General features: G+C 73.3%; 14 protein-coding genes. 4 read left to right on the top strand and 10 right to left on the bottom strand.

Going from position 1 to position 22,264, the window contains the following annotated elements:
• Window positions 1-407: 407 nt before the first annotated feature.
• The 3 genes from ACIHAD_RS26530 to ACIHAD_RS26540 form a co-directional block, all read right to left on the bottom strand.
• A complete protein-coding gene (locus tag ACIHAD_RS26530) occupies window positions 408-1,841 on the bottom strand; it encodes an MFS transporter (protein WP_397357331.1) in 1,434 nt (477 codons plus the stop codon).
• Window positions 1,842-2,333: 492 nt separating this feature from the next.
• Window positions 2,334-2,708 carry a BlaI/MecI/CopY family transcriptional regulator gene (locus tag ACIHAD_RS26535; RefSeq protein WP_397357332.1) on the bottom strand — a complete coding sequence of 125 codons (375 nt, stop codon included), beginning with the start codon at window positions 2,706-2,708 and terminating at the stop codon, window positions 2,334-2,336.
• A gap of 26 nt (window positions 2,709-2,734) precedes the next feature.
• Window positions 2,735-3,877 carry an NAD(P)/FAD-dependent oxidoreductase gene (locus tag ACIHAD_RS26540; protein WP_397357333.1) on the bottom strand — a complete coding sequence of 381 codons (1,143 nt, stop codon included), beginning with the start codon at window positions 3,875-3,877 and terminating at the stop codon, window positions 2,735-2,737.
• Window positions 3,878-4,028: 151 nt separating this feature from the next.
• On the opposite strand from ACIHAD_RS26540, the gene ACIHAD_RS26545 reads away from it, so the two are divergent.
• Entirely contained in the window at window positions 4,029-4,238 is a 210-nt protein-coding gene (locus ACIHAD_RS26545) for a heavy-metal-associated domain-containing protein (RefSeq protein ID WP_397357334.1), read from the top strand.
• Between the two features lie 65 nt (window positions 4,239-4,303).
• Here the strand turns inward: ACIHAD_RS26545 and ACIHAD_RS26550 are convergent, their stop codons facing one another.
• The 3 genes from ACIHAD_RS26550 to ACIHAD_RS26560 are packed head-to-tail and all read right to left on the bottom strand — an operon-like array spanning window position 4,304 to window position 11,582.
• Window positions 4,304-7,117 (bottom strand): hypothetical protein, encoded by a 2,814-nt coding sequence (locus ACIHAD_RS26550; RefSeq protein ID WP_397357335.1) that lies wholly within the window; start codon window positions 7,115-7,117, stop codon window positions 4,304-4,306.
• Window positions 7,114-10,257, bottom strand: coding sequence for a DUF6493 family protein (locus tag ACIHAD_RS26555; protein ID WP_397357336.1), 3,144 nt, complete (start codon window positions 10,255-10,257; stop codon window positions 7,114-7,116). The genes ACIHAD_RS26550 and ACIHAD_RS26555 overlap by 4 nt, the downstream gene beginning before the upstream one ends.
• Window positions 10,254-11,582, bottom strand: a complete 1,329-nt coding sequence (locus ACIHAD_RS26560) for an SWIM zinc finger family protein (RefSeq protein ID WP_397357337.1) — start codon at window positions 11,580-11,582, stop codon at window positions 10,254-10,256. Before ACIHAD_RS26560 ends, ACIHAD_RS26555 begins: the two co-directional genes overlap by 4 nt.
• Window positions 11,583-11,881: 299 nt before the next feature.
• On the opposite strand from ACIHAD_RS26560, the gene ACIHAD_RS26565 reads away from it, so the two are divergent.
• Window positions 11,882-13,567: a tetratricopeptide repeat protein gene (locus ACIHAD_RS26565; protein ID WP_397357338.1), complete on the top strand. Its 1,686-nt coding sequence runs from the start codon at window positions 11,882-11,884 to the stop codon at window positions 13,565-13,567.
• 49 nt (window positions 13,568-13,616) lie between these two features.
• On the opposite strand, the gene ACIHAD_RS26570 is transcribed toward ACIHAD_RS26565, so the two are convergent.
• The gene (locus ACIHAD_RS26570) at window positions 13,617-15,167 is read right to left on the bottom strand and encodes an alpha/beta hydrolase (protein WP_397357339.1); all 1,551 of its coding nucleotides are present in this window, start codon (window positions 15,165-15,167) and stop codon (window positions 13,617-13,619) included.
• Between the two features lie 136 nt (window positions 15,168-15,303).
• Entirely contained in the window at window positions 15,304-18,504 is a 3,201-nt protein-coding gene (locus tag ACIHAD_RS26575; protein WP_397357340.1) for an amidohydrolase family protein, read from the bottom strand.
• Window positions 18,505-18,827: 323 nt separating this feature from the next.
• On the opposite strand from ACIHAD_RS26575, the gene ACIHAD_RS26580 reads away from it, so the two are divergent.
• Window positions 18,828-19,268: a hypothetical protein gene (locus ACIHAD_RS26580; RefSeq protein WP_397357341.1), complete on the top strand. Its 441-nt coding sequence runs from the start codon at window positions 18,828-18,830 to the stop codon at window positions 19,266-19,268.
• 42 nt (window positions 19,269-19,310) lie between these two features.
• On the opposite strand, the gene ACIHAD_RS26585 is transcribed toward ACIHAD_RS26580, so the two are convergent.
• The gene (locus ACIHAD_RS26585; protein WP_397357342.1) at window positions 19,311-19,982 is read right to left on the bottom strand and encodes a TetR/AcrR family transcriptional regulator; all 672 of its coding nucleotides are present in this window, start codon (window positions 19,980-19,982) and stop codon (window positions 19,311-19,313) included.
• 266 nt (window positions 19,983-20,248) lie between these two features.
• Here ACIHAD_RS26585 and ACIHAD_RS26590 point away from each other — a divergent pair, with 266 nt between their 5' ends.
• A complete protein-coding gene (locus tag ACIHAD_RS26590; RefSeq protein WP_397357343.1) occupies window positions 20,249-21,472 on the top strand; it encodes an oxygenase MpaB family protein in 1,224 nt (407 codons plus the stop codon).
• Between the two features lie 99 nt (window positions 21,473-21,571).
• On the opposite strand, the gene ACIHAD_RS26595 is transcribed toward ACIHAD_RS26590, so the two are convergent.
• Window positions 21,572-22,219: a DUF998 domain-containing protein gene (locus tag ACIHAD_RS26595; RefSeq protein ID WP_397357344.1), complete on the bottom strand. Its 648-nt coding sequence runs from the start codon at window positions 22,217-22,219 to the stop codon at window positions 21,572-21,574.
• Window positions 22,220-22,264: the final 45 nt, after the last annotated feature.

Here is a 22,264-nt window from a genome sequence, read left to right on the forward strand (position 1 = left end):
CCTGCGTAACAGGTCGGCCCGGGCGTTCGTGCGCTCGACCTCGGCGTCGAGCACGTCGTACGTGCGCTTCGCCTTCTTGTACGCCTCGTTCGCCTGGTTGTACTGCTCGACGACCTCGTCGGCCCGCTCGTTGAGCGTCACCAGCTTGGCCCTGGCCTTGGCGGGCGTGGGCGTTTCGGTCGTACTATCCGGCGTAACAGACGGCCGTCCTGGCTCGTGTGGAGATACGCACGCCGCGTCGAGCGCGTTCACCGGCACGCGGAAACGTCCGGCTCCCGTGGGAGCCGGACGTTGTCGACGACCTCAGCGGGCCGCCCGGTGCCCGGCGGCACGGCGGGCGTCGGGTGAGCCGTCGTAGGCGATGAGGACGGACATGGGGATCTCCTTCGGAGCTGTGTGCGTCGAGGTCAGCCGCGGGTGGCGGCGGTGGTCTCGTCGGCGGCCCCGGTGTGCGCGGCGCCCCGCGAGCGGAGCGTCAGCGCGGCGATCAGCGCGCCGGCCACCGCGATCCCGGCGGCTCCCACGAAGGCCGAGGAGAAGCCGTCGGTCAGCGCGGGCAGGTTCCCGAGCCGGCCGGCGCCGTTCGCGGCGGCGACGGCCGTCATGGCGGCCAGCCCGAGCGCCGAGCCGACCTGGTAGCTGGTGTTGACGATGCCGGAGGCCAGGCCGCCCTCCTCGGGGCGGGCGGAGGAGATGGCGGTGCCGAGGGAGGGGATGAAGGCCAGCGACATGCCGAGCGCGGCCACGAGGCTGGCGGGCAGGACGTCCACCGCGAAGCTGCCCTCGGGGCTGATCAGCGACAGCCAGCCCATGCCGACGGCGAGCAGGACGAGACCGGCCACCGTGATGGCTTTGGGCCCGAACCGGTTGATGGCGCGGGGCGCCAGGACGATCATGCCGAGCATGATGAGGACGGTCATCGGCACCAGGGCGGCGCCACTGGGGAAGGCGCTGTAGCCGAGCACCTGCTGCAGGTACAGGTTGAGGAAGAACCACATCGGGATCCAGGCCCCGCCGAGCAGGAGCTGGGTCAGGTTCGCCGCGGCGAGGTTCGGCGTACGGAAGATCGACAGCCTCATCAGCGGCTCGCGGCGGCGGGCCTGGATCGCGAGGAAGGCGATGAGCAGCGCCACCGCGCCGGCCAGCACGCCCCAGGTCTGGGCGGAGCCCCAGCCGACCTCGGGCGCCCGGACGATGGCGTACACGGCGGCGCCGAGCCCCGCGGTGACGGTCAGCGCGCCGACGACGTCGATGGATCCGCGCTGGGACCGGCCGGCGGGCATCAGGGGGCCGGTGGCCAGCAGCGCGACCAGGGCGATCGGGATGTTGATGTAGAAGACCCAGGGCCAGCTCAGGTACTCGGTGATGACGCCGCCGAGGAACACGCCCGCGGTGCCGCCCGCCGGGGCGGCGGCGCCGTACAGGGCGAGGGCCTTGGTGAGCTCCTTGGGGTCGTGGCCGAACAGCATCATCAGCAGGGTGAGCGCGGACGGGGCGATCAGGGCCGCGCCGACGCCCTGGACGGCGCGTCCGGTGAGCTCGACCCACACCTCGGGGGCGATGCCGGCCACGAGCGAGCCGGCGAGCAGGATCAGCCATCCGGCGCCGAACAGCCTGCGCGCGCCGAACAGGTCCGAGAGCCGGCCGCCGAGCAGCAGGAGCCCGCCGAAGGCGACGACGTAGGCGTTGAAGACCCACGACAGGTTCTCCTGCGAGAAGCCGAGCTCTTCCTGGATGCGGGGGAGGGCCACGCCGATGATCGACGTGTCCATGATGACGATGAACTGGGCCATGGCGATCAGGGCCAGGGCGGTCCATCGCCGGGGGGATGGTGCGGACATGAGCATTCTCCAGCGCTACGCCGTACCCCGGTGGGGGATGCGGGTGGTCTCTAGGGTCCTCTTCATACCTATAGGGGGTATGTGGCGATGAACATACATACACCGGGGGGGTATCTGTCAAGTCCGCGTGGGCGGTTCGTTCCGCGCCCGGGTTCGGGTTCTCTCAGTGGTACTGGTGGGTCACCGCGTGCCCCTTGCCGCGCGAGATCAGCCACTTGTCCACCGGCGTTGTCAGCGGGAAGGCCGCGGGCGGCGACCCGGCCGCGACGGCGTCGTCTACTACCCGTGACCGTAGGTCAGGGCGAGAGTGGCGAGTGGCAGTGGTGGGCCAGGAACGAGCCGACCCCCGGCGCCGGCGCCACCACCGCGGGCCCGCCGAGCGGCGCGATCGCAGCCCGGGGGCCCGATCGGACCACCCGGCGGCCCGCCGCCCGAGCACGGGCGGTCAGACGGCCGCCACCACGGTGTGGCGGGCCGGGACGGCGGCGGCGATCACGCGGGTCGGCCCCGGTGCGGGTAGACCTGGAGGGCCGCCTCCAGGGCCTCCGCCTCTTCGGGGGTGAGCCGTTCGAGGAAGTGCACGAGGGTGGCGGCCTGGTTGCCGCTGCCCGCGAGCGCGCGGCGCATCAGGTCGGCGGTGTAGGCCTCCTTGGAGGCGACCGGCTCGTAGACATAGGCGCGGCCGACGGCCTCACGCCTCAGCAGGCCCTTGGTGTGCAGGTTGTCCATCACTGTCATCACCGTGGTGTACGCGACCGTCCGCCGCTGCTTGAGGTCTTCGAAGACGTCGCGGACGGAGGCGGGGCGGCGCCTGGCCCATATCCAGTCCATGATCGTGGATTCGAGCTCGCCAAGGCCACGCATCATGCCCGTCATGCTACCCGCGATCGTAGTCAGAGCGTCTCGCGGGCCGCGACGGACCGCTTGAGCCTGATCAGGTCCTTCGGCGCGTTGACGGCGACCGCGCCCACCAGCACGCCGTCGCGGGCGAAGGCCACGGCGAAGCGGTCCTCCTCCGGGCTGCCCGTGACGACGCGGGCCTCGTCGGCCAGGTGGGGCAGGCCGGCCGTCTGGATGCGGGCGCCGTGCACGTGGGTGGCGAAGTTGGGCACGTCCGCGAACGGCTGCGCTTCCTCGGGGCCCGCCAGCAGGTTGCGGGCGGCCGCCGCGCCCTGTTCGTTGGCGTTGGACCAGTGCTCGACGCGGACCGGGGCGTCGCCGTACAGGCGGTGTGGCCAGCGGGCCACGTCGCCCGCCGCGACGACGTCCGCCGAGTTCGCGGCGTACAGCGTCGGCTCGCACAGGACGCCGTCGTCCACGGCCAGGCCGCTGCCCTCCAGCCATTCGGTGTTGGGCGTCACGCCCATGCCGCCGACGACCAGGCCGGCGGACAGGACGCGGCCGTCGGCGAGCCGCACCCGGCCGCCGGTCACGCCGGTGACGCGGACGCCGGTGACGAGCTCGACGCCGTTGCGCTCGTGGTGCCCGGCCAGCCAGCGCGCCGCCTCCACGCCGAGACCCGCGTGCATGGGGTACGGCCCGGAGTCGACCAGGGTGACCTTGCGGCCGAGCTGCCTGGCCGTGGACGCCACCTCGCCCCCGATGAACCCGCCCCCGACGACCAGCACGTGCTCGTGGCCGGAGTCCAGCTCGGCGCGCAGAGCCAGGGCGTCCTCGATGGTGCGCAGGGTGCGCACGCCGTCGAGCCGCCTGGGACGCCCGCCGCTCGCGATGACCAGGCCGTCGTAGCCGAGCTCGGTCCCGTCGTCGAGGACGAGCGTGCGGTTCGCGGCGTCCAGGCGTACGGCCTGCCTGCCGCGCAGCCACTCCTCGCCGAGCTCCTCCGCGCCGGGGAGCGTGACGTCCTCGTCGCCGCGCAAAACGCTCTTGGACAGCGGCGGCCGGTTGTACGGCATGTGCGTCTCGGCGCCGACCAGCGTGAGCTCGCCGTCGAAGCCCTCTCTGCGCAGGGTCTGGACGGCCCGCAGCCCCGCCAGCGAGGCGCCGACAACAATGATCTCACCAAGGGTTCTCATGCGAGGCACCATACTGGGAGGGGGTATGCGAGAGGCAATGTGACGCGCGTCTCATGTACCCCTCCTCCGTATGGCTTGCCTCTCGCGATGATCGGGCGTACGTTCGCTTCGTCACATACCCGGAAGGGGTATTCACGAGAGGGGCCAGGCGATGAGCACGAAGACCTACACGGTGTCCGGCATGACCTGCGGCGGCTGCGCGGGCACCGTCAAGACCGAGATCGGCAAGGTCGCCGGGGTCTCCTCGGTCGACGTCGAGCTGGCCACCGGACAGGTGACCGTCACCTCGGCCGACGCCCTCGACGACGCCAGGATCAGGGACGTCGTCGAAGAGGCGGGCTACGAACTGGTGGCCGTCTGAGCCGGCGGGGCCGTCGAAGCGGCGCCGGGTCGTGACCCGGCGCCGCTTCGGCGTTCCTCGGCCGATCAGCCCGGCCGGGTCAGTGCCTGGTGGAGGCTTCGGCAGGCGCGGGTGAGCGACGTCGAGCCGCGTTTCCCCGCATGGGCGGCCACCTCCGGGATCTCGCCGCGCGCGCCGACCCACGTGGCCAGATCGGTGGCCAGCACGACGGCGTCGGTGTGCGCGCGCCGGGCCCGTTCGCCCTCGCGCGGGAGGTGGACGGCCAGGAAGTGGCGCATGATCGTCCACACCTCGGCGTGCGCGCCCTGCTCGGCGGCCAACTCCAGGGAGGGCAACGCGCGGTCGGCCTCGTGGCGGGTACGGCGGCCGAGCAGGCCCAGCAGGCGGCCCGTCTCGGCGGCGGGGAGCGCGCCCTTGGCCGCGAGCTGAAGCAGCGGGGGAACCGCGTCGTCGCCCTCCACGGTGAGGAAGTAGGCCAGGACCAGGGCCGTGGCCGGGCCGGACGCGCCTTCGGCCAGCGCCAGGCCGCGCAGGTCGCCGATCGCGATGTCGGGCGGGTCGAAGCGGCCGATCAGGCCGATCGCCAGATGGGCCGCCACGAGCTCCCGGTGGTGGGGCGTCATGCCGGGCCAGAACTGCCGTGACGCGCGCCGGAAGGCAGGCGTCTCGGACGGCGCGGTCAGCAGCGTGTCGAGGTGCGCGAGTCCGGTGGGCTCCACGGGTCGCCAGCTCACCTCGGCGATGCCGCGCCGGTCGAGCCCGTGGTCGTCGTACGGCGCGCGGGAGCCGAGGGCGGCCCCCCAGGTCAGCTCCACCGCCGGGGACGGGAGCGCGCCGCGCTCGAACCAGCGGGCCACCACCGCGCCGGCCGCCGAGGCGATGCCCTTCGCGCGTTCGGCCAGGCCGGGGGCGGGGGCGGGCGGGAGGCGCAACAGGGCCTGTTCCAGGTCCAGCGGGAGCGGTTCGCGGCCGGAGTCCGCGCAGGCGGCCAGGCGGTCGAGCAGGGTCTCGGGGTCGAGGTGGCCGTCGGCGCGGGTGGGGGTGGCCAGCAGGACCGGGGGCAGGGCTGCGGCCTTGGCCGCGCGCAGGAGCTCGTCGAGGCGGGACAGCAGGAAGGCGTCGGGGCGGGCGCACTTCCGCGGATGGGGCAGGCGGCTCCAGTCGGCGGGCGCGGGTCGCGCGCCGGGGTCGTAGAGGTCGGGCTCGACGTCGTCCGTCCGCAGGAGCTCCTCCTGCACCTCCGCGGGCAGCTCGTGGAGCGGGACCATCGTGCGCAGGCCGGGGAACAGCCGGAAGGCCGTGGCCGCCAGGGTCACCATGCCGTCGTACAGGGCGTGCCCGAGATCACCGGCCGGGTCCGGGTAGGCCCGCGGACGCCCCCGGGGCGGACGCGACCCGGGCGGACCCGGATCCTCGCCGGGATTGACGAGTTCCCTGGCCAGCGCGGTGCACCAGTCACGAGGGGACTCCCACACCGGCGCGTCGTAGAGGACCGGCCGCAGGTCCTCGCCGAACCGCAGGGCCAGCGTCTCCCGCAGGGAGTCCTGGTTCGCCCGCGCCTCCCGGACGACCGCCGCCAGCCACGCCTCGACGCCGATCCAGCCCGTCTCCTCCGGCGGGCCGCTCTCCGGGCCGCTCTCCGGGCCGCTCTCCGGGCCGGACGTGGGGAACGGGCCGGGCACGGTGGCCTCGGGCAGCCGTCCCGGGGTGAAGTCGCCGGTCCAGCCCTTGACGAAGCGCTCGTGGAGCCGCCGGGCCGAGGCCGGGGGCAGCAGTTCGGCCCCCTCCAGGATCGGGGCGGGGTCGGTGAGGTGGGCGGCGTGCTTGAGGGTGAGGGCCACCGCGCGGTCGCGCACCTCGTGGGAGGCGTGCGCGTACGCGTTGGTCAGCGCGGTGACGTGGTCGGCCACGCGTTCCGGGTGGCGGCCGAGGTCGCGGTCGAGCCAGGTCAGGCCCTTCACGGCGAGCTTGGCCTCCTGGCGGAAGGTCATCGCCTCGATGGCCTCGGCGGCGTCCGCCGGGTCGAGGGGCGCCCGGCGTACCTGCTGCCAGGCCAGCTCGGCCACCGGGCCCGGCGCGGCGGCCAGCAGACGCAGGTAGTCGCGCAGCCGCCCGGCCGACTCCTCCGGTACGGGCGCCACGAGCGTGTGCAGCCGGACGAAGAACCGCAGGTCACGCGCGTCGCCGCCGAGCAGGAACCGGCGCACGCAGCCGGCGATGACCTGCTCGCGCGGCAGCGAGCGGGCGGTCAGGGCCAGCCAGTGGGACGGCTTCGGGGTGAGCGTCTCGCCGGCCAGCGCCCGGCCCGCGCCGGCCGCCTCGAAGATCCTCGGAAGCAGGTGCGGGGTCAGCGGGTCCTCGGCCACGGCCGCCGCCGACAACCAGGCCGCCACCAGCGGTTCGTGGTCGGGCGGGGTGGCCGCGCCGGCGCGCAGCAGCTCCAGCGCCAGCGGCACGACCCGGTCGTCGGGGCGGCGGACGCGGCGCGCCAGCCGGCCCGCCAGGTCGGCCCGCCAGGCCACCGGGCGACCGGAGAGCGCTTTCACCAGCCGGTGCGGGCCCGGCGCGCGCAGCCCGCGGGGATTGAGGTCACGCTTCATCAGCCAGGTGGCGGCACCGGCCGGGCCGGGGATGGTCGCCGCGCCCACCATCATCAGCGCCTCGGAGAGGCCGGGGACCTGGCCGTCGGGGCCCCAGGCGAAGCCGTCCCAGCCGATGGTGCCCAGCCGTGGGCGGACCTCGGCGAGCAGGCCCGGCAGCTCGGCGGCGACGGCGGCCCGCTCGGCGTCGGTGAGCGTCGGCAACCGGGACGCCAGCCCCTCGGTGTCGTGGGCGAGCACCAGATCCCTGATCCCGGCACGGACGTCGTCGAAGGTCATGAGGTGGCTCCGGTGAGCTGGGCGTGCAGGCGCCGGCACTCGTGCGCGAAGCGGGTCGTCCGGCGGCTGCGGGCGTACTCGGCGACGACCGGGATCTCCCCGCGCGCGCCGGTCCAGTGGGCGACGTCGGCGGCGAAGGCGACGAGCGCGGTGTGGGTCACGGTGACGCGCCGCCCCTCGCCGGACGACATCCCGGGCAGCATCCCGGGCAGCAGAGTCAGCAGGACGCGCCACACCTCGTGCTGGCCGCCGGCCTCGGCCAGCGCGGTCAGGGCCGCGAGGGCGGGGCGGGTCTCCTGCCAGGTGCGGCGCAGCACCAGCGCGAGCTGGCGGCCGATCGCCTCGGCGGGCAGCTCGCCCTTGGCGGCCAGGTCAAGGATCTGCTGGGTCACGCCGGGCACGCCGTCGACCAGGAGGAAGGCGAGGATCACCGCCGTGGACTCGCCCATCGGGCCCTGGGCGATCTCCAGGCCGGTGAGCTCCGCCGGAGCGCGCCACGTACCCCACTGGCCGCGCAGCAGGTAGGGCAGGAAGTTGACGGCCACGACCTCGCGGTGCGAGGGCAGCATGGCGGGCCACGCGCCGAGCGTGTGGCCGGACTCGCCGGTCGACCCGGACGGCTCGCGCAGCAGCACCTCGTCGATCAGCCGATGGCCGGTCGGGGCCGCTCGCAGTACGGGCTTCAACCTGACCTCGGTGAAGTGTTCCGGCTCGCCGTCACCGAAGTCCACCATGGACGCGCCCACCATGTGACGCCACACGTGGCCGCATTCGGGATCGGCCAGGCCGTCGCCGGCGAGCCAGCGGGCGGCCGGCCCGGCCGCCTCCGACTCGACCTTGGCGGCCCGCTCGGCCGCCTCGGGGTGATCGCCCCTGGGCAGCCGCAGCAGCGCCTGCGCCAGGTCGGCCGGCAGTGGCTCCACACCGGCGGCGGCGCACGTCTCCAGCCGGTCGATCAGCACGTCGGGGTCGAGGTGGCCGCTCATCCAGGTCGGCGTGGCCAGCAGCACAGGCGGCAGCGCGCCGGTCCTGAGGGCCTCGGCGAGTTCGGCGTAGCGGTGCAGCAGGAAGTCGTGGGGCGGGGAGACGCGATGGGGCTGGGGCAGCCGGTTGCGCCGCCGCCACTCGTCGTGCTCGGGCAGCTCCCTGGGCATGAACGAACGCAGCCGCGGCGGGACGAAGACGACGGTCACCTGCACCAGAGGCTCGTCCGGGTGCGGCGGGGGCACCGGTTCCCCCGCCCGCATCGCGGCGATCCGGACGGGGTTCACGCCGAGCTCGGCCAGGTGCTCGTAGGCGCGCTCAAGGAGGTGGCCGGGCATGGCCTCGGCGGAGTCGTCGTACCGGATGCCGGGCCTCGTCCGCACCGGGTGGAGAGGGTCGGGGTCGTTCAGGTGGATCCGGCCTTCGGCGAAGGGGATCTGCCGGTCGCCCTCGCGGGCCACCGCATGCTCGGGGCCGTCGTCGCTGGTCCAGGTGAGGAAGAAGGCGCGCAGCGGGGCGTCGTCGTCGAGGTAGCGGCCGGGCCCGTGGAAGCCGCTCATCATGATCCGCCGGGACGACGGCGGCTCCGCGCCGGGCTCCACACCACGGGTGAGGACGCGCATCCGCACGGAGTGGTTCGCGTCGTCCCAGAACGTCTCCGGCCGGATCGGCGGCACCTCCGGCACGCTGCCGGGGGTAACGAGCTCGGCGGCCAGCGCCGACTGCCAGCCGCCGGGTTCGAGGCGCCCCTCGCTGGTCCGCCAGTAACCGTGGTCCTGCCCGAAGTGCAGTTCGAGCTGGCGGCGCAGCGTCGCCCGGTCGCCGGCGGCGCCGGTGACGAAGGCCGCCAGCCAGCGCTCCTGCTCGATCCAGGGCTCGTGGTGGCCGGGGAGGAGCGACGGCTCGGGGAAGCGCCGTGCCCCGGCGGGCTCGGGCAGCGGCGGGAACTCCTTCCGCGCCAGCAGCTCCTCGACCGGGATCTCGCCGCCGAACCGCCCGGCCAGCTTCGCGCCCAGGTCCGCGGGCAGGTCGCGGACGCCGTCGAGGATCGCCTCGGCGTGGTCGGCGAACAGGACGGCGTGTCTCAGGGTCACCTCGACCGCACGCTTGCGCACCTCGAAGGACGCGTGCCCATAAGCCGTGGTCAGCGCGGTCACGAAGTCGGCGGCCGTCTCCGGCGTGGCCCGGACCGCCTGGTCGAGCCAGCGCAGGCCCATGGTGGCGAGCTTGGCCTCGGCCCGGAAGGTGAGCGCGTCGACCGCCTCGACCAGGTCGGCGTGGTCGAGCGGCAGCGCCCCGCGCACCTGCGCGGCGGCCAGCTCGGCGACCGTGCCCGGGGCCGACGGCAACAACCGCAGGTAGTCGCGCAGGCGGGGAGCGGACTCCGCGGGCGTGGGGTCGAGCAGCGTGTGCAGCCGGACGAAGAAACGCAGGTCCTGTGCCTCGCCGCCGCGCAGGAATCGGCTCACGCAACCGTCGAGCGCCCGCTCCCTGGGCAGTTCGCGGGCGGCGGCGGCCAGCCAGCGGCTGGGCCGGGGCTCCAGCCGCTCGTCACGGAGTGCGCGGCCCGCGCCGTCGGCGTCGAAGACGCGCGGCAGCAGCACGGACGTCAGCGGGTCGCCGGGCACGCTCGGCACGGACAGCCAGGCGGCCACCAGCGGATCGTGGTCGGGCGGCACGGCCCCGGACTCGCGCAGCAGCGCCACGGCCAGCGGCGCGATGCGGTCGGCGGGACGGCGTATCCGCCGGGCCAGCCGGATCGCGACATCGCGACGCCACTCCAGGGGCCGGGTGGCCGCCACCCGGCACACCTGGGCGACGTGGGGTTCACGGGCCCAGCGGCGGTTGACGTCGCGGCCGGTCATCCACGCCACGGCGGCGGCCGGGCCGGTGATGACGCCGACACCGGTCAGCAGCAGCGCCCCGGCCAGGCTGTCGAGCAGGTCGCCGACCTCCCAGGAGGACATCTCCTCGAAGTCGTCGGGGTGCTCGGCGCGTACCTGCTCGGCGCGGGCCCGGCGCAGCTCCTTGACCAGGCCGGGCAGCCGCCCGCCGAGTTCGGCGCGCTCCTGCTCGGTGAGCGTGACCAGCCGGTCGGCCAGGCGGATGACCTGGTTGCGGCTGATCAGGTCGCAGATCTCCGTCCACAGGGTCATCGGGAGACCTCCACGGCGGCGCGGGCGACGATCCGGGCGGCCAGCACGTGTTTGCACGGCCCGCGGGAGCCGCGATGGTCCCACCACCACTCGCAGGTGCAGGAGCCGTCGGCCAGCGAGACCTGGCGCGTGCCGCCCGAGGTGCGGACGGTGGCCGACTCGCCGTCGAGGCGTACCGCGCCCGCCTCGACGAGCCTGCGCGCCTTGGCCAGCCGCGGGTTGAGCAGGATCACGTTGTCCTTGTCGTAGGGCAGCTCGCGGTGGAAGTGGGCGGCCTCCGACAGGTCGTAGCCGACCCGGCCGGCGACGCCGAGCTGCGTCAGCGCGGCGCGTGCCCGGTCGGCGGGGATGCCGGCGCGGTCGGCCAGCAGGCCGATCTCGATCTCGGGCTCGAAGTTGAGCAGCATGCCCACCACGTCGGCGTCGTTCTCGGCCTCGTCGGTGGCCAGGTCGTCGAGCACCGCGCCCTCGCCGGAGAAGCCGCGCCAGCGCTCGGGGGAGAGGGTGAGCGTGTAGCGCATGCCCGGCAGCTCCAGCTCCCAGGCGCTGGAGGCGGCGTCGGACGGGCCGTACACCCGCAGGGACTTAGCGAAGCGGAGCAGCGGCAGGAGGGTGCCGAGCCGGTTGGGGCCGGCGAGCTGGACCGAGCCGGGAACCTGACGGTCGGACACCTTCAGCTCCCGCCCGGCCTGCGCCACCCACACCGTGCCCTTCCTGGGCAGCCCGCGCAGGAACCGCACCGCCGCCATGCCGGCCAGCTCGCCGCGCTGGTCCATGCCCGAGGCGATGACCTGCACCTCGGCGAACCCGCGCAGCCAGCGCTCGGGCAGCGGCACCTTCTTCTCCACCACCGCGCCGTCCAGCGTGGTCACGACCAGCTCGTCGAGGCCCACTCCCAGGTGCAGCGGGTCGCGCGCGCCGATGCGTGCCAGCGCCTCCCGCAGCGGCGCGTTCACGTCGACGTTGGTGGTGCCCCGGTCGAACACCTCGCCGTCGAGCGCGCCGTTGAGCAGGTCGAGCCGGGCGTACACGCCGCCGCAGGCCGAGAACGACTCGAACCGCAACCGGTCGCCGTTGCACGTCACCACCGGGTCGCGCACCCAGCCGGGCCGCGACTGCGGCTGGTGGTAGCGGGCCAGCGCCACGTCGGCGACGCCGAGCAGGGCCGCCGCGGCGGGGGCGGCCTGGGTCACCACGCCGCTGAAGAACCGGGGGGCCACGGCCGGGCCGGACAGGGCCCGGCCGCCGGAGGTCGCCAGACCGAGACGACCGTCGATGAGAGAGGAGGGCGCGGCGTACGTGTACGCCTGCGTCGCTGAAGTCATGGCCGGGACGATAGATCGGCCCACCGACAAGATCGCCGCCGCGCGTTCCCGCGGTCTTTGACGTCAGATCATCTTTAGTTACGGATGCTCTACTCATTTCGGACAAGCCGGTTTATGCTCTGGGCAACCTGAAGTGGATCACCCCCCCTGGGAGGCGCCCATGAAGAAGATGACCATCCGCCGCAAGAGCACGCAGCGCCTGATGTCCGGTGCCCGCCGGCTCTGGATCGAGTGGTGCTGGTAGGTGCCGAGACGGCGGGCGCTCTCGGGTGCCCGCCCCTGCGGTCTCCGGTGCTGCCGTGAACCGCTTCGACTGCCATCGCGGGCACGGGCCCTACGCCGGGGTCTCCGGCTTCCTCGCCGGGATCGCCGCCGACCGTCCCCGCCTGGCCGCCCGCCATCGGGTCGAGCTGTACGCGATCGCCCCCTGGCTCGACCGTACGGCCCGGCCGGCCGCCGAGGAGGAGCCGATCAGGTTCCACCCGGCCCGCCGCACCGCCTGCCTGGCGTACGGCGCGGCCGAGTTCGCCGCCTCCTGGGCCGGCACCCTTCGCCGCCCGGTCACCGTCACCTTCGAGCACGTCGCGCACGCCGACGAGACCACCACCGAACTGCTGGACACCCTGCTCCCGCGGATCGCCTCCACCCCGCTGCGCCTGGACCTGCGCGACGACGGCAGTGCCGAGCCCCCGCCGCTGCCCACGGCCCCGGACGCCGTCCGCGCCGCGCTCGGCGACAGCCTGGCCCGCGGCTTCTATCACCACGCGGCCCGCGTCGCCGCCCACGGACGCGCCGTCGTCACCCCCGACGGCGACCTGCGGCAGTGGTGGGCCTGCACCACCGGCCTGGCCACCGCCCTGGCGGCGCTGGAGCGCGCCGAAGAGGCGCTAGAGCTCTACGACGAGGCCCGCGCGGCCACCGCCGACCCCAAGATCAACATGTCCGCCGCGTACGCCACCGCCATGTTGTACGCCCGCCACCTCCCGACCGCCGGCCAGGACCCCGCGCGGGCGCGGCACTGGCTGGAACAGGCACTCCGGCTGGCCGAACACGTGGACGACCCGCGCCACCAGGTGATCTCCACCGTCTTCTACGAGCAGGGCCTGGCGTTGCTGGACGCCAAGGCCGGCGCGCCCGCCGAGGCGCTGCGGCTGGTCGACGACGGGCTGGCCAGGCTGACGGCGGTGCTGGCGCCGGGCGAGCACCCGCAGCACCTGGCCCGCCTGCGCCACAACCGCGCCCAGGTGCACCTGGCTCTCGGAGACCCGGAGCGGGCCCTGGCCGACCTCGACAGCGTGATCGCCCACGACCCGGACAACAGCGAGTACTACGTGGACCGGGCCGCCCTGCACCGGGCGGCCGGACGCGTCCAGTCCGCGATCAAGGACTACGGCACCGCCATCCGCTTGGGACCGCACCTGCCCGAGGCGTACTACAACCGCGCCGTGCTGCACCTGGAACGCGGCCGCGACGAGCGGGCCCGCGAGGACCTGGAGCACGTGCTCGCCATCGACCCGGGTCACCTCGACGCCCGGATCGCGCTGGTCAACGTCCACCTGGAGCGCGGCGCGCTCGACGTCGCCGAACGGGACGCGCTGGCCGGGCTGGCACTGGCGCCCAAGGACCCGGCGCTGCTGTGCACGCTCGGCCTGATCCGCTCCGAGCGCGGCGAACCGGCCGAGGACCTGTTCACGCAGGCTCTTGAAGGTGACGAGACGCTGGTCGAGGCGTGGACCAATCGCGCCGCCGTGCGCTTCGACCGCGGTGAGGTGACCGCCGCCGTGGCCGACCTGGACCGGGCGGTGGCCCTGTCGCCCGCGCCCGAGCCGCGCTACAACCGGGGCACCGCGCTGGCCCGGCTCGGCCGCTGGGAGGAGGCGGCCCGCGACTTCGCCGACGCGCTCGCCCAGCCCGGCCTGGACCGCGCTCTCCGCCGCGACCTCCGCGCCGAACTGGCCCGCTGCGACCGCGCCAGATCCGGCTGACCCGCGGCCCGGCTCGCCGTCCGCCCGCCTTGCCGACCCGCGGCCCGGCTCACCGCTCGGTGGTCTTGTCGCAGGTGGTGTCGCCGTCGGGCAGGACGCCGTCCACCAGGTACCGGTTGACGGTGGTGTTCACGCAGGTGTCGCCCGCGGCGAGGTAGGCGCCGTGGCGGAACGCGCCGCGCAGGGTGACCATGCGGGAGCCGGTCAGCGCCCGGTGCATCGCCCGCTGGCCGGGGAAGGGCGTGACGGGGTCGCCGTCGGCGCCGACGACCAGCAGCGGGACGTCGTTGCCGAGCCTGGTGGGCGGCTCCACCGGAGTGGTCGGCCAGAAGGAGCAGGGGCCGAGGTTGCGGGTCATCGGCCCGAACAGCGGCTCGTCCGCGCGGTGGGCCTGGATGTCGCGGAAGTAGGTCTCCAGGTCGCGGGAGGCGGCCCGGTCGGCGCAGAGGATCGGGGTCCCGGCCCGGTCCTCGGCCGCCCCCGACCCGGTGAACAGGCCGTCGAGGGTCTCCTTCAGCGACGCCGGGACGGTCACCGCCTCGCCGCGGGCGGCGCCGGCCAGCGTCCGCACCTCCGCCGCGAAGCCCGCGTACGCCTTGGCGCTGTCGTCGTAGAGGCGGATGAACAGCAGGTAGGGGACGTGGTGGGCGTCGATCCGGTACGCGCCCACACGCAGCGGGCGGCGGGTCGCGGCCCGGTCGACCCGCTCCACGGTGGCCAGGACCTCGGCCTGGGTGCCGCCCAGGCCGTACTCGGCGTCGCGGGCGGCGGCCCACGAGGCCCAGTTCCCCAGCGCGGCGTCGATCGCCGGGCCGTTCGCGGACAGCAGGTCGGGGCCGTAGACGTCCGGGTCGACCGCGCTGTCCAGCACGAACCGGTCGGCCCGGCCACCGAACAGCTGCGTGTAGACCGCGCCCAGGTAGGTGCCGTAGGAATAGCCCAGGTAGGACAGCCTGGGCTCGCCGAGGGCGGCGCGGACGACGTCCATGTCGCGAGCGGGGTTGCGGGTGGAGGCGTACGGCAGCAGGTCGCGGTTTCCCTTGACGCACCCGTCCGCCAGCTCCTTCATGAGGATGGCGCTCTCGTCGAAGGTGCGGCGGGCCGGGCCGGCCGACCGGGTGGGGGTGTCGGTCGTCCACCGGCAGCGGATCGGCGTGCTGCGGCCGACGAAGCGCGGATCCATCCCGATGAGGTCGTAACGGGCCGCGACGTCGGGCATGAGCCTGCCGAGCAACGGACGTGGCAGCCCGCTCCCGCCCGGACCGCCGGGATTGATCAGCAGGACGCCCCGGCGCGCGGCGGGGTCGGTCGCCCTGATCCGAGAGATCGCCACCGAGATGGTCCGCCCTCGGGGCCTGCGGTAGTCCAGCGGCACGGCGACCTCGGCGCACCGGGCCCCCGCCGCGTCCAGGGCCTGGCCGATCTCGTCGTCGGGACCGGTCCGGCAGCGGTGCCAGTCGAGCGCCTGGCGGTGGAACCGCGCCGCGTCGTCGGTCCGGGCGTCGCTCCTGACCTCTGCCGACGCCTGGCCGGTGACCGCCATCCCCGCCATCAGGGCCGCGCTCGCGGCGACGGCTGTGACGATCTTTCGTGCATGCACAGAAAGCCCCCTTTTCTGGTGATGTCGTCACCGACGCTAGGGGCCCGTGCCATTGACCTTGATCGGCCGAACGGCCGACCGTGATCGGCCTAATGGACATTCCCTCGCCCGGACCGGCCCGGCCACCGTCGGACGTTCAGTGGCCGTCGCAGCAGGCGGTACGGGCTCCCTGAAGGTGGACGGGGTCGTTCCACCAGTGGCCCGCCGTGCTCGGATGGACGGGGACGCGGGCCCTGACCCTGCTCGCGGGTGCGGAGGCCACGGGCGCCGCCTGGTCGGTGGCGGTGGCCGACGGGTAGGGCGCGAGAAGCCGCTCGACGGTGTGGTGCCGGCCGCCGACGACGACGGCGGTGACGTTGGCCGCGTCCTCGATGCGGGACAGCGGGTCGCCGTCGACGATGGCCAGGTCGGCGTACATGCCCTTGGCGATCCTGCCCAGCGGGAGGCCGAGCTGGGCCCCGGACGTGCTGGTCGCGGCGGTGAGCGTCTCGCGCGGGGTCAGGCCGTACCTGACCATGGCGCGCAGGTTCATGTGCAGGCTGAGCCCGAGATGGTCGATCGGCGCGTCGGTGCCGGCGGTGACCACGCCGCCGCCGCGGATCATCGCCGTGAGCTGCGCGACCTGGTTGGCGAGGTTCGTCCGGACCACCTGGACCGCCGCCGGGTCGGCGGTCTGCGCCGCGGTGACCGTCGCCCGGAGCTGGGCCATCCGCCAGTTCGGGTAGAGCCGGCGCACGCGTTCGTCGGTGACCAGCGAGGTGTCCTCCCTGTAGAGGGTGGAAGAGGTGAACAGGGTGGGGGTTCTGGCCATCTTCGAGGCGTTGAACATGGAGACGACGTCGGAGTAGGCGGACCCGACGTTCGTGACGGTGCGCGAGTAGCCGAACCGGTTGGTCGCGCCGACGTGCTCGGTCTGGTCGCCGCCCATGGCGATCGCCGGGTAGTGGTAGTGCGAGCTGACCGGTCTGCCCTGCCGGTGGGCCCAGTCGATGACCTCGCGGTGCCAGACGACCGGCAGCCGCACGTAGCACTTCAGCAGGTCGTAGTCGAGGGCGGCGGCCCGCCGCAGTTCGAGCCGCAACTGGTCGTGGGAGTACGTCGGGCGCATGAAGTTGTAGTAGATCCGCGCCCCGTCGATGGCCTCGCCGGTGCCCAGGTAGCGCGGCGCGAGCCGGGCGCCGGACTGCACCGACTCCCGTTCCTCGACCATGTGGTACGCGGGTGAGCCGGGCGACCGCGTCGTGGTGACGCCCAGGGCGAGCCACAGCGGGCCCTGCCGCGATCCGTAGGCGTAGCCCTGCATCTCGCGGTGATGGTGGATGTCGATCAGGCCGGGCATGACGAACCTGTCCCGGGCGTCGATCCGGGCGCCGGGCCTTCCTTCCCGGTGCGGCTCGATCGCGGTGATGCGCTGGCCTCGTACGACGATGTCGACGTCGCGGGCGACGCGGTCGGAGACGCCGTCCCACATGCGGCCCGCGTGGATGACGACCTGGTCGGGGCCGGGGTCGTTGCGCCAGGTCAGCCGCATCGGGATCGGCCGGGCGGGCCCGCCGTCGAGGCGCGTGCTCTTGAGACGTCCCTCGTTCAGGTAGAGCAGGGTGTCCGAACCGCCGGCCCAGACGGGGGCGTCGGAGACCTCTCGGGTGACCTGACGGGCGGCGCCGGTGGGCCGTCCGGACCTGTCGACGGGCAGGACCCACAGGAGCGATTCCATGGCGAAGGCCAGCATGGTGCCGTCCGGTGACCAGACGGGGCCGTCGTCCCCGCGGGTCTGCAGGGACCGGTGCGGCGCGGGGTCGACGTACGTGCCGGCGCCCGTGGCCCGGTCCACGAGCAGGATCTTGGACAGGCCCTCCCGGTAGCGCCGCGAGTACGGCACCACCGCGGCCATCGCCAGGGTCCGGCCGTCGGGTGACCAGGTCGGGCGGCCTGGCTCGAAGGTGGCGTCGTAGATCTTCTGGAGGTCGCCGGTGGAGACGTCCACGACCCACAGGGCGCCGTCCTGGTCCAGGTAGGCGATCTCCCGCCCGTCCGGCGACCACCGGACCGACAGGGCGGCGGAGTCGGTCAGCCGGGTCACCTGCCGGTCGGCTCCGGTGCCCAGGTCGCGGATCCAGACGTTGAGTGTGCCGGTGCGGTCGGTGACGAAGGCCAGTCGCCGTCCGTCCGGGGAGAAATCCGGGTCGGCCTTCCACCAGCGGTCCCGGAAAAGCGGTTCCGGGGTGCCGCCGGTAGGCATCAGATAGATGTCGTTGAGCGCGCGGAAGGCGATGGCGGAACCGTCCGGGGAAACGGCCGGGCTGCCGATCCCGACGACGGGGAACGGCCCCGGCTCGTCGAATACACGGACTTTCTTCTGGTACTTCGGGGTCGTCGTCGTCAGCGCGGCGGTGAAACCGACCGTGCCGACGGAGGCGGAATTGAGCCGGCGGACCCTGATGGCGCCCGCGGCGGTGTAGTAAAAGCGTCCGTCAGGGGCGAACCGGGCACGGAACGGGAAGATCTCCTCGCCGCTGACGAGGGTGCCCGCGGTGCCGGCCAGCTCGTTGGCGCCCGAGCGGAAGAGGTGGTAGGCCAGGTCGGTGCCGTTCGGCAACCAGGACGGCTGGTGGACGACCTGGCCGGCGGGCACCGTGACCGCCGTTCCGCGCGTGCCGGTGGCGACCTCGATGACGTCGATCCTGGTGTCGGCGACGACGAACGCGATCTTCCGTCCGTCGGGCGACCAGGCCGGTTCGTACTCCTCGGCGGAGCCGTCGGTCAGGACGCGGCTCGCGCCGGTGGCGACGTCGAGCAGGTGGATCCCGTAGCTGCCGCCCGCGTCGGAGGAGTAGGCGATGGTCCGACCGTCCGGGCTGTGGCGGGGCTCCCGGTGATCGAACGGGCCGGTGGTCAGCTTCCTGATCCCGGACCCGTCGGGGCGGATCGTCCACAGGTCGAAGACGCCGTCGCGGTAGGACTGGAACACGATGGTGCCGCCGTCGGGGGACCAGTCGGGCTGGGCGATGTCGTACAGGTCGCTGGTGAGCCTGCGGGCGGCGCCCCCGGAGGCGGAGCAGACCCACAGGACGCCGAGCAGGTCGAGGGCGAGCAGGCGGCCGTCGGGCGAGGGTGCGACGGCGAAGTCGGTGCCGGAGGTGACGGCCGTCCTGGCGGCGTCCCGCGCCGTGCCGGCCCTGGCCGGTGAGGACGGGACGAGCGCGGCGGCGAGGGCGGCGCCGCCACCGGTCAGAACGGCCCGGCGGGACGGGCGGGACGTCGATCCGGAGACGGAGACGGAGACGGAGACGGAGACGGAGGCGAACGCGTCGGGAGGAACCGGAGCAGGAGACATCGCGAATTTCCATTCCACTATTCAGATGGTCAGCGAACCGCTGAACGTGTTGACGCGCGAGTCATGGTCCCAGACGAAATGCCTTTTCGTGTGGGAGTTCATCCGATCGGCCATATGAAACAGGCATGAGGAATGGCCGGTGTGAACTCCGGTGACATTCGGACGGCGGTCGGACCGGAGCGCGGTCACGTCGGGCGGGACGCTCTGCCGGCCGGCGGCCACCGGAGTGGGTCCAGCCCCACCCACCCGTACGGCCACCCCCATACCGTGCCGAACGCGGTCTTCCTAGCATTTCTGCCATGACACCGCGAAGGGGACAGATCATGACGAGCACCAGCGACATCACGGCCACGACGACCGGCCTCGGCGACGCCCGCGCCCAGGAGGCGTTCGCCACGGTGAAGAAGTGCGTCACGCTCTTCGGCGCCGTTGGGGCCGTCGTCCTCGGGGTGGTCGCGGTGATGGCGTTCACCGGGCAGGAGGCGTCCGCGTTCATGTGGATCAGGGGAGCGATCCTGCTGGCGGTCGCCCCGCTGCTCCACCGCATGACCGTGCGCGCTTCGCAGGGGTCGTACAAGGCTTTCGACCGGGTGCGCACCCTGTCCGCCGTCCTGCCGATCGCGATCATCGGCGTCGACCTGATCCCCGGCCTCTGCCCGGCCTGGTACGCCGTCCTCCAGGGCCTGTCCGCGTTGCCCCTGGCCGGCGTCGCCTTCGTCACCCGGGGTGCCGCGCTGCGCGCCGCCTTCCCCGGCGAGAAGTGACGTCCTCGGGCCCCTGCCGCGGCGGCCCGCGCGGCAGGGGGATCAGGCGGGCGGTTCGAGCATGGGCACGAGGAAGCGCCTGGCCACCGCGGCCAGTTGCCCGTCGTCGTCGAGGTCGATGACGGCGCTGGGGATCGCCAGGAAAGAGGTGGAGATCCGGACCATCATCTCGGCCACGAGATCGGCGTCAAGGCTGCCGGACACGTTGCCCGCGCGCTGCTCCCGGCGGAGCTGACCGGCGACGAATCGCCGCACGGTGGCGAGGGTCTGGCCCCCGTCGGTCATCATGGACGGCACCAGCAGGTCGGGCTCCGTGGCGATGAGCCCGCCGATCAGCGGGTTGCCGCGGATGGCCCGCAACGAGCTGACGAAGCCGAGCACCACCCTGTCGGCCGGGGTGCGGGCCTGCTCTATGTCGATGAGGAACCGGTCGAAGTAGCGGCGGAACTCCCGGCGCACCACATGCTCGACCAGGGTGTCCTTGGTGTCGAAGCGCCGGTAGACCGTGATCCGTGACACCTTGGCCAGGCGCGCGACGTCCTCCATGGTGGAGCGTCTGATGCCCATCCGGCAGAACTGTCCGTAGGCCGCGTCGAGGATGCGCGTCCGTAACTCGTCGGGGTCGTCCACGCGTTCGACGGCGTCGACGAACGCGCGCTCCAGCAACGACTCCGAGCCCGACGGCGCCATGAAGCCGGACAGCACGGATTCCACGATCACCTCCTGGATCGATTCCGCCTCAGAGGCGGGTCTTGTGATGTCCATCACAACGTGCTCTCATGATGATACACGGACTCATGGTTTGTTTCTCAGTATCACCCACTTCTCGGCATCGGACGAGAAGGAGGAAGCGGCGTGGGAGAACTCGGCAGGCGTGGTTCCGGCGACGGCGCCGACACGCGCTCCCTGCTCGGTGGATCTCCGGCGAGCCGATCGAGACTGCCCTGAGCGGGACCCCCCATCTCGAAGGAGTGCAGAGCATGGCAGAGCTGAGCAGGCGCGAGATCCTGATCTCGGGCACCGCGCTGGGAGCCCTCGGCGCGTTGGGCATCACCTCTCCGGCCCAGGCGAAGACCCTGGCGGACGGCTGGACGTGGCCGGCCAGTGGCTCGGTCGCGGGCTCCGGCACCGGCGCCGACCCCCGATGGGTCTGGGACGACGTCGCCGATCCGCTCCTCGCCTCGCTGTTCGACCGCGGCGTCATCCCCGAGGTCAACCGGCTGCTGTACGACTGGAACCGCAACGATCAGCCCCTGCCCGCCGGGCTCCCGGCCGACCTGCGGACCTTCATCGAGCAGGCACGTCAGCTACCGGCGTGGGCCGACCAGAGCAAGCTGGACGCCGCGTCACGGTTCCACGCGCTCAAGGGGAACTACATCGTCGTCCTCACCATCGTCGGCGCCGGCATGCTGGCCACCGCCATCCCCAAGGAGGCCCGCGCGGTCTACTACTCCGCGGGCGGCGCGGACCTGAAGGACCGGGTCGCCAAGACGAACGTCCTGGCGTACGCGGTCAGGCCCCAGAACGCCTGGGGGCCCGGCGGGACCGCCGTGGTCGAGGCGGTCAAGACCCGGCTGGTGCACGCGGCCGTGCGGCACCTGCTCAAGTCGTCCCCCCACTGGCCGGGCCCGATCCCGATCAGCCAGGAGGACATGCTCGTCACGTGGCACACCCTGGCGACCTACTCCATGCGCGGGATGCGCGAGTGGAAGGTGCGCATCTCCTCCACAGAGTCCGCGGCGTACCTGCACTCGTTGCAGCTGCTGGCGCACATGCTCGGCATCAGGGACGAGTTCATCCCCGCCACCTGGGACTCCTCCTACGCCCAGTCGGACATCGTCCTGCCCAGGAACATGGGGCCGACCGCCGAGGGCGTGGAGCTCAACGACATCCTGCGGGACATGCTCGCGGAGCTGACCAGCCCGGGCAGCATCGACAAGCCCCTCGTCAACGCGTTCTCCAGGTACCTCACCGGCAACCAGGCGGCCGACTGGAACGGCATCCCGCGCGAGCCGCTGTGGGACCCGGTCGTCAAGACCGCCTGGCCGTTGCTCGTGCAGTTCAGGGAGGGGCTGATCGGGCTGCCGCTGGTGCCCGCCGCGGCCTGGCTCCTCGACGAGATGATCAAGAAGTGGACCACGTTCTACCTGACCAAGGGCGCACAGACCAAGATCGTGATCCCGACCGGCAACCGCCCCACCTGACCCTCCCCAGCCACCTCCGCCCCCCGGCCGAACCCCCGACGCCCGCTCCCAGGAGCGGGAGCGGACGTGCGTGGAGTTCGGCGGGCCGGGGGGTGTGGGTCAGACCAGGGGGTGACGGCGTAGCCGGTAGGCGACGGCCGACACCCACAACATCGCGCCGGTGACCCCGACGGCGAGGGTCAGCGAACCCCCATGGCCGCCGCTCATCGCCCAGCCGTTCCCGGCGATCACGGCCGCGCCCGCCACGAAGGACGCGACGGCCGAGCCGCGGGCTCCGGCCCGGGAGAACCGGCGGCCGAGGACGAAACAGGCCGCCGCCAGGGCGATGAAGGCGATCGAACCCGAGGCCATGTGCAGCACGGCGTGCCAGCTCATCGTCGTGGGCGGGCCCGCGGGGGTGCCGACGGGGAATCCGTCGCCGGCGTCCATCCGGAAGATCCCCGCGGAGATCATCCCGATGCCGTTGACCAGCAGGAGGCGGGGGAGCCACCGGCCGGCGGTGGCCCGGCGCAGGCCGTACGAGCCGGCGATCACCAGCGCGCCGACGACCAGGAAGTCGGCCACCTGGAGCCAGCCGAGCGAGCCGGTCGACAACTGGCTGAGCGGGTGGCGGATGATGTCGAAGCCCTCGCGGGTGAGCACCTGGGCCAGGTTGACCGCCGTCCACAGGGGAGCGGCGACGGCGCCGGCGGTCAGCAGGGTGCGGGTCGAGGCGGCGGGTGCGGGGGCGGTGGTGGTCGCGGTCATGGCCCGTGTCCTTTCGTGTTCTACTGCATACGCGACGAACGGGCG

Origin of the sequence: Nonomuraea sp. NPDC052265, assembly GCF_044547985.1 — a bacterium.
Taxonomy (GTDB): Bacteria; Actinomycetota; Actinomycetes; order Streptosporangiales; family Streptosporangiaceae; genus Nonomuraea.